Source organism: Streptomyces sp. CA189 (assembly GCF_056428985.1).
The window spans coordinates 1-13,904 of sequence record NZ_JBWJVM010000085.1; the positions used below are offsets into that span (position 1 = coordinate 1).

The 13,904-nt window shown below is 72.6% G+C and carries 14 protein-coding genes; 4 read left to right on the forward strand and 10 right to left on the reverse strand.

Features of this window, described 5'->3' with window-relative positions; all coding sequences use genetic code 11:
• Nucleotides 1-123 precede the first annotated feature (123 nt).
• Complete coding sequence (locus AC061S_RS37535) at nt 124-1,104, reverse strand: DMT family transporter (protein ID WP_478690354.1); 981 nt, start codon at nt 1,102-1,104, stop codon at nt 124-126.
• 74 nt (nt 1,105-1,178) lie between these two features.
• Between AC061S_RS37535 and AC061S_RS37540 the strand changes: the two genes are divergently transcribed.
• On the forward strand, nt 1,179-2,090 hold the full coding sequence (locus AC061S_RS37540; protein ID WP_478690355.1) for a LysR substrate-binding domain-containing protein: 912 nt from the start codon (nt 1,179-1,181) through the stop codon (nt 2,088-2,090).
• A gap of 58 nt (nt 2,091-2,148) precedes the next feature.
• Here the strand turns inward: AC061S_RS37540 and AC061S_RS37545 are convergent, their stop codons facing one another.
• The gene (locus AC061S_RS37545) at nt 2,149-2,607 is read right to left on the reverse strand and encodes a pyridoxamine 5'-phosphate oxidase family protein (protein ID WP_478690381.1); all 459 of its coding nucleotides are present in this window, start codon (nt 2,605-2,607) and stop codon (nt 2,149-2,151) included.
• 91 nt (nt 2,608-2,698) lie between these two features.
• On the opposite strand from AC061S_RS37545, the gene AC061S_RS37550 reads away from it, so the two are divergent.
• Both AC061S_RS37550 and AC061S_RS37555 read left to right on the forward strand, forming a co-directional pair.
• A complete protein-coding gene (locus AC061S_RS37550) occupies nt 2,699-3,313 on the forward strand; it encodes a cysteine hydrolase family protein (RefSeq protein ID WP_478690356.1) in 615 nt (204 codons plus the stop codon).
• Between the two features lie 94 nt (nt 3,314-3,407).
• Nucleotides 3,408-3,842, forward strand: a complete 435-nt coding sequence (locus AC061S_RS37555) for a hypothetical protein (RefSeq protein ID WP_478690357.1) — start codon at nt 3,408-3,410, stop codon at nt 3,840-3,842.
• Here AC061S_RS37555 and AC061S_RS37560 read toward each other — a convergent pair.
• The 7 genes from AC061S_RS37560 to AC061S_RS37590 are packed head-to-tail and all read right to left on the reverse strand — an operon-like array spanning nt 3,788 to nt 11,110.
• Nucleotides 3,788-4,603 (reverse strand): NAD-dependent epimerase/dehydratase family protein, encoded by an 816-nt coding sequence (locus AC061S_RS37560; RefSeq protein ID WP_478690358.1) that lies wholly within the window; start codon nt 4,601-4,603, stop codon nt 3,788-3,790. The genes AC061S_RS37555 and AC061S_RS37560 overlap by 55 nt on opposite strands.
• Nucleotides 4,600-5,748 carry a hypothetical protein gene (locus AC061S_RS37565; protein ID WP_478690359.1) on the reverse strand — a complete coding sequence of 383 codons (1,149 nt, stop codon included), beginning with the start codon at nt 5,746-5,748 and terminating at the stop codon, nt 4,600-4,602. The genes AC061S_RS37560 and AC061S_RS37565 overlap by 4 nt, the downstream gene beginning before the upstream one ends.
• Entirely contained in the window at nt 5,742-6,992 is a 1,251-nt protein-coding gene (locus tag AC061S_RS37570; protein ID WP_478690360.1) for a glucarate dehydratase family protein, read from the reverse strand. Before AC061S_RS37570 ends, AC061S_RS37565 begins: the two co-directional genes overlap by 7 nt.
• Entirely contained in the window at nt 6,992-7,978 is a 987-nt protein-coding gene (locus AC061S_RS37575; protein ID WP_478690361.1) for a 5-dehydro-4-deoxyglucarate dehydratase, read from the reverse strand. The genes AC061S_RS37570 and AC061S_RS37575 overlap by 1 nt, the downstream gene beginning before the upstream one ends.
• A 32-nt stretch (nt 7,979-8,010) precedes the next feature.
• Entirely contained in the window at nt 8,011-8,859 is an 849-nt protein-coding gene (locus tag AC061S_RS37580; RefSeq protein ID WP_478690362.1) for a carbohydrate ABC transporter permease, read from the reverse strand.
• The gene (locus tag AC061S_RS37585; RefSeq protein WP_478690363.1) at nt 8,856-9,764 is read right to left on the reverse strand and encodes a carbohydrate ABC transporter permease; all 909 of its coding nucleotides are present in this window, start codon (nt 9,762-9,764) and stop codon (nt 8,856-8,858) included. The genes AC061S_RS37580 and AC061S_RS37585 overlap by 4 nt, the downstream gene beginning before the upstream one ends.
• Entirely contained in the window at nt 9,764-11,110 is a 1,347-nt protein-coding gene (locus AC061S_RS37590) for a sugar ABC transporter substrate-binding protein (protein ID WP_478690364.1), read from the reverse strand. The genes AC061S_RS37585 and AC061S_RS37590 overlap by 1 nt, the downstream gene beginning before the upstream one ends.
• Nucleotides 11,111-11,237: 127 nt before the next feature.
• Between AC061S_RS37590 and AC061S_RS37595 the strand changes: the two genes are divergently transcribed.
• A complete protein-coding gene (locus AC061S_RS37595) occupies nt 11,238-12,017 on the forward strand; it encodes an IclR family transcriptional regulator (RefSeq protein ID WP_478690365.1) in 780 nt (259 codons plus the stop codon).
• 105 nt (nt 12,018-12,122) lie between these two features.
• On the opposite strand, the gene AC061S_RS37600 is transcribed toward AC061S_RS37595, so the two are convergent.
• The gene (locus AC061S_RS37600) at nt 12,123-13,901 is read right to left on the reverse strand and encodes a discoidin domain-containing protein (protein ID WP_478690366.1); all 1,779 of its coding nucleotides are present in this window, start codon (nt 13,899-13,901) and stop codon (nt 12,123-12,125) included.
• Nucleotides 13,902-13,904 lie beyond the last annotated feature (3 nt).

Here is a 13,904-nt window from a genome sequence, read left to right on the forward strand (position 1 = left end):
CCCGGCACGGCACCTCGCCGTGTTGTCGGACCACGACGGTACGTCCAGTACGAGTCGGGGTCCTCCGCCTTGCGATGCACCGCACCGGACACCGCGACCCGGCAAACCTTTCCGGCCACAGCACTAGCGGCGCCGGGTCTGGGTAAGGGCCGCGCCGGCCAGGACGACGACGGCGCCCACCGGGGTGTTCCAGTGGAGCTGTTCGTCCAGGAGGAGAACGCCGGCCGTCGTCGCGATGACCGGGATGAAGTACGTGACCATCTGCGCGGTGGTCGGTCCGATCTCCGTGACCAGGCCGTACTGCATCTGGAGGGCCATGCCCGTGCCCAGGGCGCCCAGGGCGATCACCGACAGGGTCGGCCAGAGCGGGAACGAGCTCGGGGCCGAGGTGAACAAGGCGCTGACCGCTGCCAGTTGGAGGGTCGAGACCAGGAGCTGGGCGCCGGTCAGGGCGACCGGGGAGCCCGGGGTGGAGGCCAGAGTGCGGCGTACGTAGATCCAGCCGATCGGGTAGCAGAGCGCGGCCAGCAGGGCGAGCGCGGTGCCCTTGGCGTCGAGACCCGAGAAGCCCTGCCAGGCGCCGAGGACGGTCAGGACGCCGAGGAAGCCCAGCCCCAGGCCGGCGAAGCGGCGGCGCGTCGGGCGGTCCTCGGAGAGGGCGACCAGGGAGAGGGCCATGCCCCACAGCGGCGAGGTGGCGTTGCAGATGCCCGCCAGGCTGGAGGGGATGCTCAGTTCCGCGTACGCGAAGAGTGAGAAGGGGGCGCTGTTGAGCAGCAGCGCCGCCACCGACAGGTGGGCCCAGGTGCGGCGGCCCCGGGGAAGCGGTTCGCGGCGGATCAGGAGCACCGTGAGCAGGGCGAGCGCGCCGAAGAAGACCCGGCCGAGGGCGACCTGGAACGGGGCGTACGCCTCCGTGCCCACCTTGATCAGTAGGAAGCTGAAGCCCCAGATCACCGAGAGGACCGCGAAGCGCAGGCGCCAGTCCAGCCGGGTGGTGGCGGGAGCCTTCGCGGCGGGGGCGGGGCCCGGAGTGCGGGCGGAGGCCGGGGACAGGGGCGGGATCGGGGTGCTCGGTGGGACCGGGGTGCTGGGGGCGCTCATGACAGAAACTCTGGCCCTCACGACGTCGTAGGACAAGCGAAAGTTGTTGGGGGTGACGTCGTAGTATTGCTTACATGTTGAACCTGGAGCGGCTGCGCACCCTCGACGCCCTCGCCCGCCACGGCTCCGTCAGCGGCGCCGCCGACGGGCTCCACGTCACCACCTCCGCCGTGTCACAGCAGATGGCGAAACTCGAACGGGAGGTCGGTCAGCCGCTCCTGGCCAAGAACGGGCGCGGGGTCCGGCTCACCGATGCCGGCCGGCTCCTCGCCGATCACGCGGCCCGGATCATCTCCCAGGTCGAGCTCGCCCAGGCCGACGTCGAGGCCCGGCGCGGGTGCGCGGTCGGCGAGCTGCGGATCGGCGCCTTCCCGACCGCCATGCGCGGGCTGCTGCCGCAGGTGCTGGCGGAGTTGCGTGCCGAGCACCCCGAACTGCGGCCCCGGGTGAGGGAGCAGGAGCCGGAGGAGAGCATGACCGCCGTGGTGCGGGGCGACCTCGACATGGCCCTCGCCATCGACTGGCACAACAAGCGGATGCCCGTACCGGCCGAGCTCACGCGAGCCCATCTCCTGGACGACTCCATGGACATCGCGGTGCCGGCCGGGCATCTGCTGGCCGGCCGCGCCGGGATCTCGCTGGCCGAGTTCGGCGGGGACGACTGGATCTCCTGGACCGAGGGGCAGTTCTGCCACGAGTGGCTCGTCTCTACCCTGCGCGGCACCGGCATCGAGCCCCGGATCGCGCACATCGCGGAGGAGCACCACACCCAACTGGCCTTCGTCGAGGCCGGACTGGGCGTGTGCGTGGCGCCCCGGCTGGGGCGCGGACCCGTGCCGCCGGGGGTCCGGCTGCTCCCGGTGTCCGACAGCGTCCGGCGCCACGTGTACGTCGTCTGGCGGGCGGACGCCGATCGCCGGCCGTCGATCCGGGCCGCCGTGGAGGCCTTGAGGAGGGCGGCCTCCGCGGCTGCCGCGGCGGGGTGAGCGGCCGCCGACGGGGTGAGCGGCCGGCGGGGAGGGCTGGGCGGCCGGCGGAGACGACCTAGATCTTGCGGAAGTCCCAGGACACGATCGAGTCCGGGGTCAGCCGGATCCAGGCGTGCCGTCCGTCGTGCGGCATCTCCGTGATGCCGAAGTTCTTGACGGGGAAGAGGCGCTCCGGCTCCGCCAGTTCCTCGCAGGGCTCGCCCGTACGGGGGGCCTCGCCCACGAAGACGGCCGTGCCGGACAGCTCCACCCCGCGCAGTTCGTCGTAGGCCTCGCCGGCGTCGACGACCACCGAGATGCGGGGGTCCTTGCGGAGGTCGGACCAGCGGCGGCTGCGGGTGATCGAGTACAGCCACAGGGAGGTGCCGTCCCAGACGAACCAGAGCGCGCCCACGTGCGGGCGGCCGTCGGGGGAGACCGTGGCCACCCGGCAGGTGCGCTGCTCGCGCAGGAAGGCGTCCGTTTCCTCGTCGGTCATCATGATGCGGCGGCCCCGCCGCTGCGCCCTGTCCACGGGTGTGTTGTCCATATGGTCCGCGCCCCTTCACATCTGACTATGTGTCAGGAATCATGCGTGCTCTTCCGTCGCCACGCCAGGGGGAGCCATGGCCGATCTCGATCCCGCCACCACCGCACTGCTCACCGTCGAGTGCCAGAACGGTGTCGTCGGCGAGGAAAGCGCCCTTCCGGAGCTGGCGAAGGAGGCGCGGGACTCCGGCATGCTGGACCGGGTCGCCGCGCTGGTCGAGGCCGCGCGCGGGGCCGGGGTGCAGGTGCTCCACGCGGTCGCCGAGCGGCGGCCGGACGGGCTCGGGGCCAACACCAACGCGCGGCTGTTCCGCGCCGCGGGAAGGCTGCCGGTGCGGCAGTTGACCGGCAGTCCGGCCGTGGAGGTCGCCGCGCCGATCACCGTCGCCGAGCAGGACCTCGTGGTGCGCCGGCTGCACGGGCTCTCCCCGATGGCCGGCACCGACCTGGACGCCCTGCTGCGCAACCTCGGCGTCCGCACCCTCGTCGTCACCGGGGTCTCCTCCAACATCGCGATCCCGAACACCGTCTTCGACGCGGTGAACCTCGGCTACCAGGTCGTGGTTCCCTCCGATGCCATCGCCGGGGTGCCCGCGGCCTGCACCGTCGAGGTCATCCGCAACTCCCTCTCCCTCGTCGCGGCGATCACCACGGCCGAAGCCCTCATGGAGCAGTGGGCCCCGGAGCGGTGACCTCCGTGGAGGTGCGCGGATCCGTCATGGCGGATGGCTACCGGGTCGAGGTCTTCCGGCAGATCATGTGCCCCTGCGGAGAGGCGGTGCGTTCATGGAAGACGAGGCGGCGGACGTGGTGGCCAGGGCCACGATGATCGTGCGTGCGGCGGCGGCCAGGCGGGCGCGGCAGGACCCGGTCGTGCGGGCGGGGGCTCGGCTGGCGGCCGCGGTGTTCCTGGCCGGCTGCCCGACCGGTCTGTGGTGGCAGGGGGACCGGGCGAACATCCCGCTCGTCGGACGGGTGCTCGCGGGCTGGGGACCGGGCGGCGCGGTGCCCTACCCCGCCGACCTGATCGGTCTGCTGCTGCTGGTGTTCGCGGCCCTCTTCGGGGCCGCCGGGATCGGCGCTCTGTGGTGTGGCGCCGCCGACGTGGCCCGCCGCGAGAGCCCGTTCGCCCGGTACGAACGGTACGAACGGTACGACCGCGACCGCTACCGGGGCGGCCGGGGGTCCGGTTCGGACAGGGTGAAGGAGCCGCCGACGTAGCACGCGTCCACGTGGCCGCGGCCGAGCTCGCCGTGCGCGGCGAGCAGCGCCCGCGCGTACGCCTCCGCGTCGTCCCGGGGCTCGTAGCCCAGGGCCCGCGCCGTCGTGAGGTCCCACCAGGCACGGGTGTTGGCGCTGATCCCGTTCACCACGGTGTGCCCGACGTCCGGCGCGGTCAGGGCGGCGTGGATCAGGCGGGCGCAGTCGGCGGGGCTGAGCCAGGTGGCCAGCATCCGCACCGTGCGGGGCTCGGCGAAACAGGAGCCGATCCGGATCGAGACGGTCTCCACCCCGTACTTGTCGGCGTACAGCGAGGCGAGGTTCTCCCCGAAGGCCTTCGACAGGCCGTAGTACGTGTCCGGCCGGGCGGGGATCGCGCTGCCGATCGGACCGTCACCGTCGAGCGGCACGTACCCGACGGCGTGGTTGCTGCTGGCGTACACGACCCGGCGCACCCCTTCCGCGCGCACCGCCTCGTACAGGTGGTACGTCCCGCGGACGTTCGCTTCGAGCAGGGCCTCGAAGCGGGCCTCCAGGGAGATCCCGCCGAGGTGCACGACGGCGTCGACACCGCGGACCGCGGAACGCACCGCATCGGCGTCGGCCAGGTCGAAGACCAGGGACCCGGCGCCGTCGGGCCCCTCGACCGGCTTCAGGTCCGCGAGCCGCAGCGTGTAGCCGTAGCCGGGCAGGCTCGTGCGCAGGAAGGTGCCGATGCCGCCCGCCGCGCCGGTGAGGAGAAGAGTGCGGGGCTGGTTCACGAGCGGAACTCCTTTGCCAGATCGGCCAGTAGCGGCAGCCGCCCCTGGGGCAGCAGACCGAGGTGGTACAGGCTCAGCCGGCTCGCACCGGCGGCGCGCAGCCTTCGTACGTGGGCGGGCAGCAGCGCGGGATCGGCCGGCGGCTGGGCGGTCACGTACGCGTCCACCGGCAGCCCGTGCCGGGCCGCCTGCCAGACCAGCTCCGCGCTCTCGGGGCCGGTCGGCCAGCACGGCACCAGGAGGGTGTCCACCTGTGCGGCGGCCCGGTCCGTGAGGCCCGGCGAGGGGCCGGTGGCCCATGGGTCGGGGTGTGCGTGCAGGGTGACGGACGCACCGGGCAGGGTCTTCCGTACGGCGGCCAGCACCGCCCCGAGCAGGGCGTCGGCCGCCGTGTGCCGGACCAGGAGAAGCGCGTCCGCCACTTCCTGCGGGAGTCGGGGGCCGTCGGGCCGCGCCGCCCGCCGCAGCAGGGCGAGCACCTCCTCCGTGTCCAGGCCGGCCTCCCGCCACCCCTGCCCGCACGCGCCGCAGCAGCACACGGACAGCGCCCGCAGCGCCTCCGGCGGGTAGGCGCCGTCGGTCTTCTCGTGGCACCCCAGGTGCACCGCCCCGAGCTGCCCGGCGGACTCCAGCGACACCGCGTGCACGGCCCCCGGCTCCAGCCCGTGCAGGGCTTCGGCGGCGAGGGTCGCGCAGAACTCCCGTACCTCCTCCTGCGCCGGGCAGAGCGCGTACGGGTAGGACTCGCCGAAGCAGTTGGTGACGGCGAGGGCGGGGTGCAGGGTGCCGAGCCGGCTGTTGTGGGCGAGCACCAGCCACGCGCTGACCGGGATGCCCTCGGCGGCCAGGGCGCTGACGGCGGCTCCGGCCGGATCGGGTCCTTCCGTCCAGTCGGCGCCCGCCGGCACGAGCCGCCGTCCGGCCCACGCCCCGGGACGGACCGGCCGGTACAGGGCCGCATGGCGGGCGTGCACGAAGCGGCGCCCGGGATGGAGCGGGGTGGCGGCCCGGGTGGAGTGGTAGGCCACCGCCAGGGTCACGGAGTCGACCCCGGCGGTCCTCACCCGGTCCGGGAAGGCGGGGTCGCCCAGGACGTCCCAGGGGTAGGCGTGTGCCGATACCGTCGGGCCGTGCGGGTTCACCATCGGGGGCGCCTCTTCTCGTAGGAGGGGTCGAAGGTCCGCATGTACGCGGTGTCGTCGCGCTCCCGGATGCCGCAGCGCAGGTAGTTCTCGTGCAGCCGGGCCAGCGCGTCGGGATCCAGCCGCACCCCCAGGCCCGGCCGGTCGGGGACCGCGACCGAGCCGCCCGCGATCTCCAGCGGCTCGGCGAGCACGTCCACTCCGCACTGCCAGGGGGTGTGGGTGTCCGCCGCGTAGGCCAACTCCGGCAGCGAGGCGCCGAGGTGGGTCATCGCGGCCAGGCTGATGCCGAGATGGCTGTTGGAGTGCATGGACACCCCGATGCCGAAGGTCCGGCAGATCGCGGCGAGTTCGGCGGAACGTCGCAGCCCGCCCCAGTAGTGGTGGTCGGCCAGGACCACGCCGGCCGCGCGCTGCCGGAAACCCTCCGGGATGTCGTCGGGGCCCACCACGACCATGTTGGTGGCCAGCGGCATCGACGCCGACCGCGCCACCCGCGCCATGCCGGAGATGCCGGGAGTCGGGTCCTCCAGGTATTCCAGCAGCCCTTCGGTCTTGGCCGCCACCTCGCACGAAGTCTCCACGCTCCACGCCTGGTTGGGGTCCAGTCGCAGCGGGTGGTCCGGGAAGGCGTCGCGCAGGGCGCGGATCGCCTCGATCTCCTCGTCCGGCGGCAGCACCCCGCCCTTGAGCTTGACCGAGCGGAATCCGTACGTCTCCACCATCGCCCTGGCCTGCGCGACGATGCCGTCCGGGCCGAGTGCTTCGCCATACGGATCGGAGCCGGCCCACTTGTAGAAGAGGTACGCCGCGTACGGCACCCGGTCGCGGACCCGGCCGCCCAGCAGATCGACGACCGGCCGCCCGGCGAGCTGCCCCTGGAGGTCCAGGCAGGCCACCTCGAAGGGGCTGAGCACCCGCAAGGTGGTCTTCTGCGGGCTCGACCCGCCGGTCAGCCCGTGCCGGTCGGGGGCGTCGGCGTCGCCCAGCACGGCCCGGATCCGCCGCAGCAGCCCGTGGGTGTCGTACGGGTCCAGCCCCACCAGGGCCGGGGCCGCCGACCGGAGCAGTGCGAGGTGGGGCGCGTCCCCGTAGGTCTCCCCGAGACCGACGAGCCCGTCCCCGCAGCGCAGTTCCACGATCGTCCGCAGCGCCCACGGCTGGTGCACCCCGGCGGAGTTGAGCAGCGGCGGGTCGGGGAACGCCACCGGGGTGACCGTGACCTCAGCGATCTCCGCGATCCGCATCACACCGCCAGCCCGGCGAGCGCGGCCCGGCCCCGGGCGATGATGCCGGCCAGCTGCCGCTCGTGCTCGGGGGAGACGTCCACGAGCGGCGGCCGGACCGGGCCCATGGCGAGGCCGGCCAGCCGGGCACCGGCCTTGACCAGGGAGACGGCGTAGCCCGGAGCGGTGTCGCGCAGGGCGACGAAGGGCAGGTAGAACTCGGCGAGCAGCACCCGCACCGCCTCGGAGTCGCCGGCGCGCACCGCGCGGTGGAACGCGGAGGCGATGTCGGGGGCGAAGCAGAGGACGGCCGAGGAGTAGCACTCGACGCCGATGGCCTCGTACGCCTGGACGGACAGCTCGGCCGTGGGCAGGCCGTTGAGGAAGCCGAACCCGGCGGCGCGCGGGTGGCCGCTGCTCCGGATGGCGGTGACCAGCCGGAGCATGGCGTCCACGTCGCCCAGGCCGTCCTTGATGCCGGTCACGGTGGGGATGTCGAGCAGCTCAAGGGCGGCGGCCTCGTCGAGGACGGCGTTGGCCCGCTGGTAGACGGTGAGGGGCAGCCCGGTGGCGGAGGCGACGTAGCGGATGTGCCCGACGAGGCCGGCGGGGGTGGAGGAGATGAGGTAGGGCGGCAGCAGCAGCAGCCCGTCGGCGCCGCATTCGGCGGCCGTCAGGGCGAACTCGCGGGCCATTCGCGGCCCGCCGCCGCAGCCCGCGACGACCGGCAGCCGGCCCGCGGCGACGCGAACGGCGGTCGCGACCACCTCGCGGTATTCGCCGGACGACAGGGCGGTGAACTCGCCGGTGCCGCAGGCCACGAAGAGGCCGGCGGGCCCGGCGGCGATCTGCTGCTCCAGGTGTTCGGCGAAGACGGCCAGGTCGACCCTTTCGTCGTGGTTGGCGTGGTGGCCGTCGTCGTGGTCGGTGTGCTCGTGGTGCTCGTCGTGCGCGTTCTTGCCGGTGAACGGGGTCAGCGGAAAGGACAGCAGCCCGTGCAGGCGCATGAGTTCCCCTTGGGAGTGGGTGGGAGGGCGTGTCAGCCCTTGACGGCGCCGGAGGTCAGGCCGCGCATGAACTGCCGTTGCATGGCGATGAAGGCGATGACGCTGGGCAGCAGGGCGAGCAGCGCGGAGGCGAGCAGTACCCCCACGCCGACCTGTTCGTCGGCGCGCAGGGTGCGCAGCGCGAGCGGCAGGGTGAACTGCTCGGCGTCGGTCGCGACGAGCAGCGGGAGCATGTACTGGTCCCAGATCATGGTGAAGCCGAAGATGCCGATCACCCCGAGCGCCGGGCGGCACAGCGGCAGGATCACCGACCAGAAGACCCGGAGGTCGCCGGCTCCGTCGAGCCGGGCGGCCTCCTCCAGCTCGACCGGGATCTCCTTCATGAACTCCGCGGTGACCAGGATGGAGAAGGCCCAGGCCCCGACCGGGACGATCATTCCCCAGAGGCTCCCCGTCAGGGACAGGTCGGAGAGGACCAGGGACAGCGGGATCGCGAGGATCTCCTCGGGCAGCATCATCGTGGAGAGGATCAGCAGCAGGACCAGCCGCAGCCCGGGGAACCGTTTGCGGGCCAGGGCGTACGCGGCGGAGATGCTGACCCCGATCTGGAGCAGGAGCCCGCCGCCCACCACCAGGAATGAGTTGAGCAGGTACAGCAGTACGCCGCGGTCGAAGGCGGCCCGGAAATTGTCCAGCGTCGGCCGGGTCGGCAGCAGGGTCAGCGAGGTCGGGTCGGTGGTGTGGTTGAAGGCGCTGGCCAGCAGGGCGAGCAGCGGCCCGGCGAAGACCATCACGAGCAGCGCGTACAGCACCAGCTTGCCGAGGGCCGAAGCCGGTCCGCGCCGCTCCTCCAGGCCGAGCGCGGTGTCGAGACGGCTCATCGGGTCGCCTCTTTCCCGGTCCCGGTCCCGGTCCCGGTCCCCGTCCCGGCCCGGGCCAGTCGGACGGCGAGCGTCAGCGTGACCGAGGCCGCCAGCAGCACCATCGACCCGGCGGCCGCGACGCCCAGCTCGTTCCGCTCCAGACCGAGCTTGTAGATCAGCGTCATGAGTACCTCGGTGGAGCCGTCGGGTCCGCCGTTGGTCAGCAGGAAGATCTCGGTGAAGACCCGCAGGGAGCGGATCGCCGCGAGGGTGAACAGGATGGTGAAGGCCGGGCGCAGGGCGGGCAGGGTGACGTGCCACAGCCTGCGCGGCACCCCGGCGCCGTCCGCGGCGGCGGCCTCGTAGAGGGTCCGGTCGACACCGGCCAGCGCTGCGAGGAAGATCATCATGTCGTAGGGGGCTCCGCGCCACACGCCGACGGCCATGACCGACCACAGCGCGCTGTCCGGGCTGTTGAGGAACTGCGAGGGGCCCGCCCCCAGCCAGCCGAGCAGGGTGTTGACCGCGCCGTCGGCGGCCGGGTGGTAGAGGATCCGCCAGACCTCGGCGACCACCGCCATCGCGGTCACCGTCGGCAGGAACACCGCCGTCCGGATGATCCACAGTCGGCGGGCCGTGCCCTCCAGCAGCAGTGCGAGGGCCAGCCCGAGCAGTACCGAGCCACCGGTCTGCCCGATCGCCAGCACGACCGTGTGCCCGATGGCGTCGAGGAAGGCCTCGTCGGTGACCACCTGCGTGTAGTTGGCCCCGCCCACCCACCGGTCGCCCAGGTAAGGGCGCACCTCGTGGAAGCTCATCTCGACCGCCCGCCACATCGGCAGGAACTTGAAGAGCGCGAACAGCAGCAGCGCCGGGGCGAGGAACAGCCAGGGAGTCGCCCGTTCCCGCCTCGGCAGCCGCATCAGGACCCCGCTCCCTGCTTCTTCAGCTCCGCGGAGAAGGTGCCGGCGAGCTTGCCGAGAACGGCCCCGGGATCGGAACCGCAGTCGGCCACCATGCCGTTGAGGGCCTCCGCGGACGCCTGGCGGAACGGCGTCCAGTCCTTCACGACGGGGGAGTAGCGGCCGGACTCGCGGTACACCTTGTCGAAGACCTGCCAGCGGGTGTCCTGGCGTACGGCGGACAGCTGGACGGACGGGTTGACGGGGAGCCGGACCACGTTGCCGGCGGTGTCCCCGGCCATGCCGGCGGTCTGTCCTTCGGCGCTGATGAGGAACTCGGCGTACTTCAGCTGCCCCTCGGGGTTCTTCGAGCCCGCCATCAGATACGTGTTCTCGCCCTCGGCGAGCACGGAGCTCCTGCCGCCGGGTCCGGCGGGCAGCGGCAGGATCTCGTACGCGTCCTTGCCGAGCGCCTTGTCGAAACGGGCCATGTTGTAGGGGCCCGTGAGGTAGATGCCGCCCTTGCCGGTCTCGAACAGCGGGTGCGCCTGGGTTGTTTCGGTGGTGACCGCGCCCGGGACGATGCTCTTGTCGGCGCAGAACTGGTCCTTGAGCCGCTGGGCGGCCAGCAGGGCGCCCGGACCGTCGACGGCCGGCTTCAGGTCCTTGCCCGCGCCGGTGAAGTAGTCCCCGCCCGCGGACCACAGGAAGCTGGAGAAGTACCAGTCCAGGTAGCCGCGCTTGGTGGTGCCGGGGACGACGTAGCCGTAGGTGTCGGGCTTGCCGTTGCCGTCCGGGTCGCCGGTGGTGAACGCGGTGGCCAGCGCGTCGAGTTGGTCCCAGTCGGCGGGCGGCGCGATGCCCAGCTTCTCCCGCCAGTCCTTGCGGACGAAGAGGGCGAAGGTCTGGGCGGAGAAGGGCACGCCGTAGTACTTGCCGTCGGCTCCCCTGGCGGCCTCCCAGGAGCTGGGTATCAGCTGCTCGCCGCCCTTGATCTCGGTTTGCTTCACCTCGCGGACCAGGCCCTGTTTGACCAGGGTGCCGAGCTGCGCGGTGTCGTTGACGATCAGGTCCGGCAGGTCCTTCTGGGCGGCGGCCTGCTGGAGCTTGGTCTCGAAGTCGTCGAACAGGGCGGTCACCTTGGCCGGGACACCGGTGGCCTCGGTGAAGGCGGCCGCCAGCTCGTGATGGGTCTTCTCGGTGGGGGAGCCGGGCGGCTTGCGGACCCAGATGTCCAGTGGCGCCTTGTCGTCCCCGCCGCCGGAACCCTTGGCGCCGGAGTCCCCGCCGCAGCCGGTGAGCGAGGCGAGGGTGAGTACGGCGGCCAGGGAGGCCGCCAGCGTGGTGGATGCGGCTCTGCGGTTCATCGGATGCATCGGATGGGATCCTCGTCTAGATATGTGGACAGGATCTGAGAATGTGGCAGCTCTGCAAGGGGAAGTTAGCGTCCGCTACCATGCCGGTCAACAGCCGTGCAGAATCTGGAGGGTTCACATGCCCGGACCCGCGACGGATGTCGCCACCGTCAAGTCCGCCGAGCGAACGGTGCGCATTCTGGAGGCACTTGCCGCCTCCCCCGACAGGCTCACGGTCTCCGAACTCCAGGAACGCCTCGGTTACCCGCGCAGCAGCCTGCACGCCCTCGTCCGCACCCTGCGCGAGCTCAAGTGGGTGGAGGCCGACGACACCGGCTCCGCCTTCGGCGTCGGCCCGCACGCCCTGCTGTCCGGCACCGCCTACCTCGACCGGGACCAGGCGCTGCCCTACGCGCACGCCGTGATGGAAGACCTCCGCGAAGAGACCGGCTACACCGTGCACTTCGCCCGGCGCGACGACGCGTACGTCCTCTACCTCGCCAGCCGCGAGGCCCGCAGCGGCGCCCGCGCCGTCTCCCGCGTCGGCCGCCGGCTGCCCGCCCATCTGACCGCGCTGGGCCAGGCGTTGCTCGCCGACCTCACGACGGAGGAGGTGGACGGGGTGCTGCCCGCGCGGCTGGAGGCGTTCACCCTGAACACGGTCACCGAACGTGCCGCCCTGCACGAGGAGTTGGCGTGCGTACGGGACCGGGGGTGGGCGCTGGAGCGGGAGCAGGGCACCCCCGGGGTGGCCTGCCTGTCGGCGCCCGTGCCCTACCGGATCCCGGCCTCGGACGCGATCAGCTGCTCCATGCCGGTGGAGGCGGCCACCGAGGCGGAAACGGAACGCGTCGCGAGGGCGGTGGTGGAGCACGCCACGGCCCTGGCCGCGACGCTCCGCCGGCACGGCATCAGGTGACGTGGGGCCGGGAGATCGGGCGGCTCGGCTGAGGCCGGGGCCCGGCGCGGCCTCCTGAGGGAGGCCGCGCCGGGCAACGGGTCAGAGGGTCAGGGAGTCGGAGAGTCAGGGAGTGACGGGGACGTTCGTCAGGCCCGTGCCCGCGTGGGAGACGGTGTTGCCGGCGTACACGCGGTTCGGGTCGGCGGTGCACTTCGATGGTGAGGTGATCTTGATGGCGTAGGCGCCGACACCGCCGAGGTCCGACGTGTTGCCGCGCCAGACGTTGCCGCAGCCGTTCGCGAACGACGGGGTGGTCGACGGGTTGTGGGTCTCGTAGCCGTTGGCGAAGACCCCGGGCGGGGCGAAGGTCCCCCTGTTGTCCTCGATGAGGTACCCCATGCCCTTGGCGTCGACCCAGGAGTCCGCCGAGTTCTCCCCCGTGATGCCGGTCCCGTCGAAGGTGTTGCCGCGGATCACCCCGCCCGTGGTGCCCTCCTTGACGTCGATGTGCTCGGCGGCCACGTTCGGGCCGATCCGGTTGTTCAGGACCTGGACCCGGTCCGAGCGGTCCACCCCGCCCTGGTTGCCGTGGCAGGCCCAGTTGGAGCCCGCCGAGCCGAGGTAGACGGCCTCGCCGTAGCCGGGCTGGACCAGGCCGGTGTGCGTGATCGTGGAGTTCCGGATCACGCCGTCGGAGGACGAGCGCCGGAAGTGCACCGCCTCCTCGTCGACGTGGTGGACCGAGAGCCCGTCGAGGACGACGTGGTGGGAGTTGTCCAGGACGACGCCCTTCTTGGATTCCTTGACCGTGAACCCGGTGAGCTTCCAGTACGGGGCGTCGTACAGCCACAGCCCGTACCCGGAGTCCCAGCCGCCGCCGGGGACCGGGCAGGACGGCGCGGTGCCGGAGGGGCCGTCGTTCACGAGCACGGCGCCCGCCGGGCCGCTGAGCGTGATCGGCGCGGCGGCCGTGCCCGCCCGCCGGGTCGCGAAGGAGCCCCGGTACTCGCCGGCCGCCAGCCTGATCGTCTGCCCGGGCTGCGCGGCCGCCAGCGCGCTCTGCAACTGTGCGGCGTTCGACACGTCCACGACCGGCCCGCCCGGAGCCGCCTGGGTGGTGGCGCTCAGCGGGCCGCTCGCACCGGAGGCGTTCCCGGCCGCGTCCCGCGCCTTGACGGTGTAGCTGTAGGCGGTCGAGGCCGCCAACCCGGAATCGGTGTACGAGGTCCCGGCCGCCGAGCCGACGAGCGAGCCGCCCCGGTAGACGTCGTAGCCGGTGACGCCGACGTCGTCCGTGGCCGGGTTCCAGGCGAGCGAGACGCTGCCCGAGGTGGTCGCGGTGCTCCGCAGGCCGCCCGGAACGCTCGGAGCCGTCGTGTCACCGCCGGACACGGGGGAGCCGTAGACCTCGAACTCCCAGAGGGAGTAGCCGTACGCGGTCCCGCGGGCGGTGCCGTACATCCGGACGTGGCGCCCGCTCCCGCTGACCGCCAGGTCGTCGGTCGCGCCGTCGCCGGTACTGGTGGAGTGGACGTCGGTCCAGGTGGTCCCGTCGTTCGAGGTCTGGATCCTGTAGGTCCTGGCGTAGGCGGCCTCCCAGGTCAGCTTCACGCGGCTGATCGAGTGGGCCGCTCCCAGGTCGACGCGGAACCACTGCGGGTCCACGCCCTCCAGACTGGCCCACCGGGTGGCGGCGCTGCCGTCCACCGCGAGGGAGGCCGGGAAGGCGCTCGTCTCCACGGACGAGGCGGTCGCCGGCTTGCCGGCCGAGACCAGGCCGTCCGCCGCCCGCGCCTGCGGGAGGGCGGTCACGGAGGCGGACAGCACGCCGGACAGGAGCAGCAGGGCCGTGCGCCTTCTGGGCGTTTCACGCCTTCCATGCGTTCTTCGTGTGCTGCGCATGAC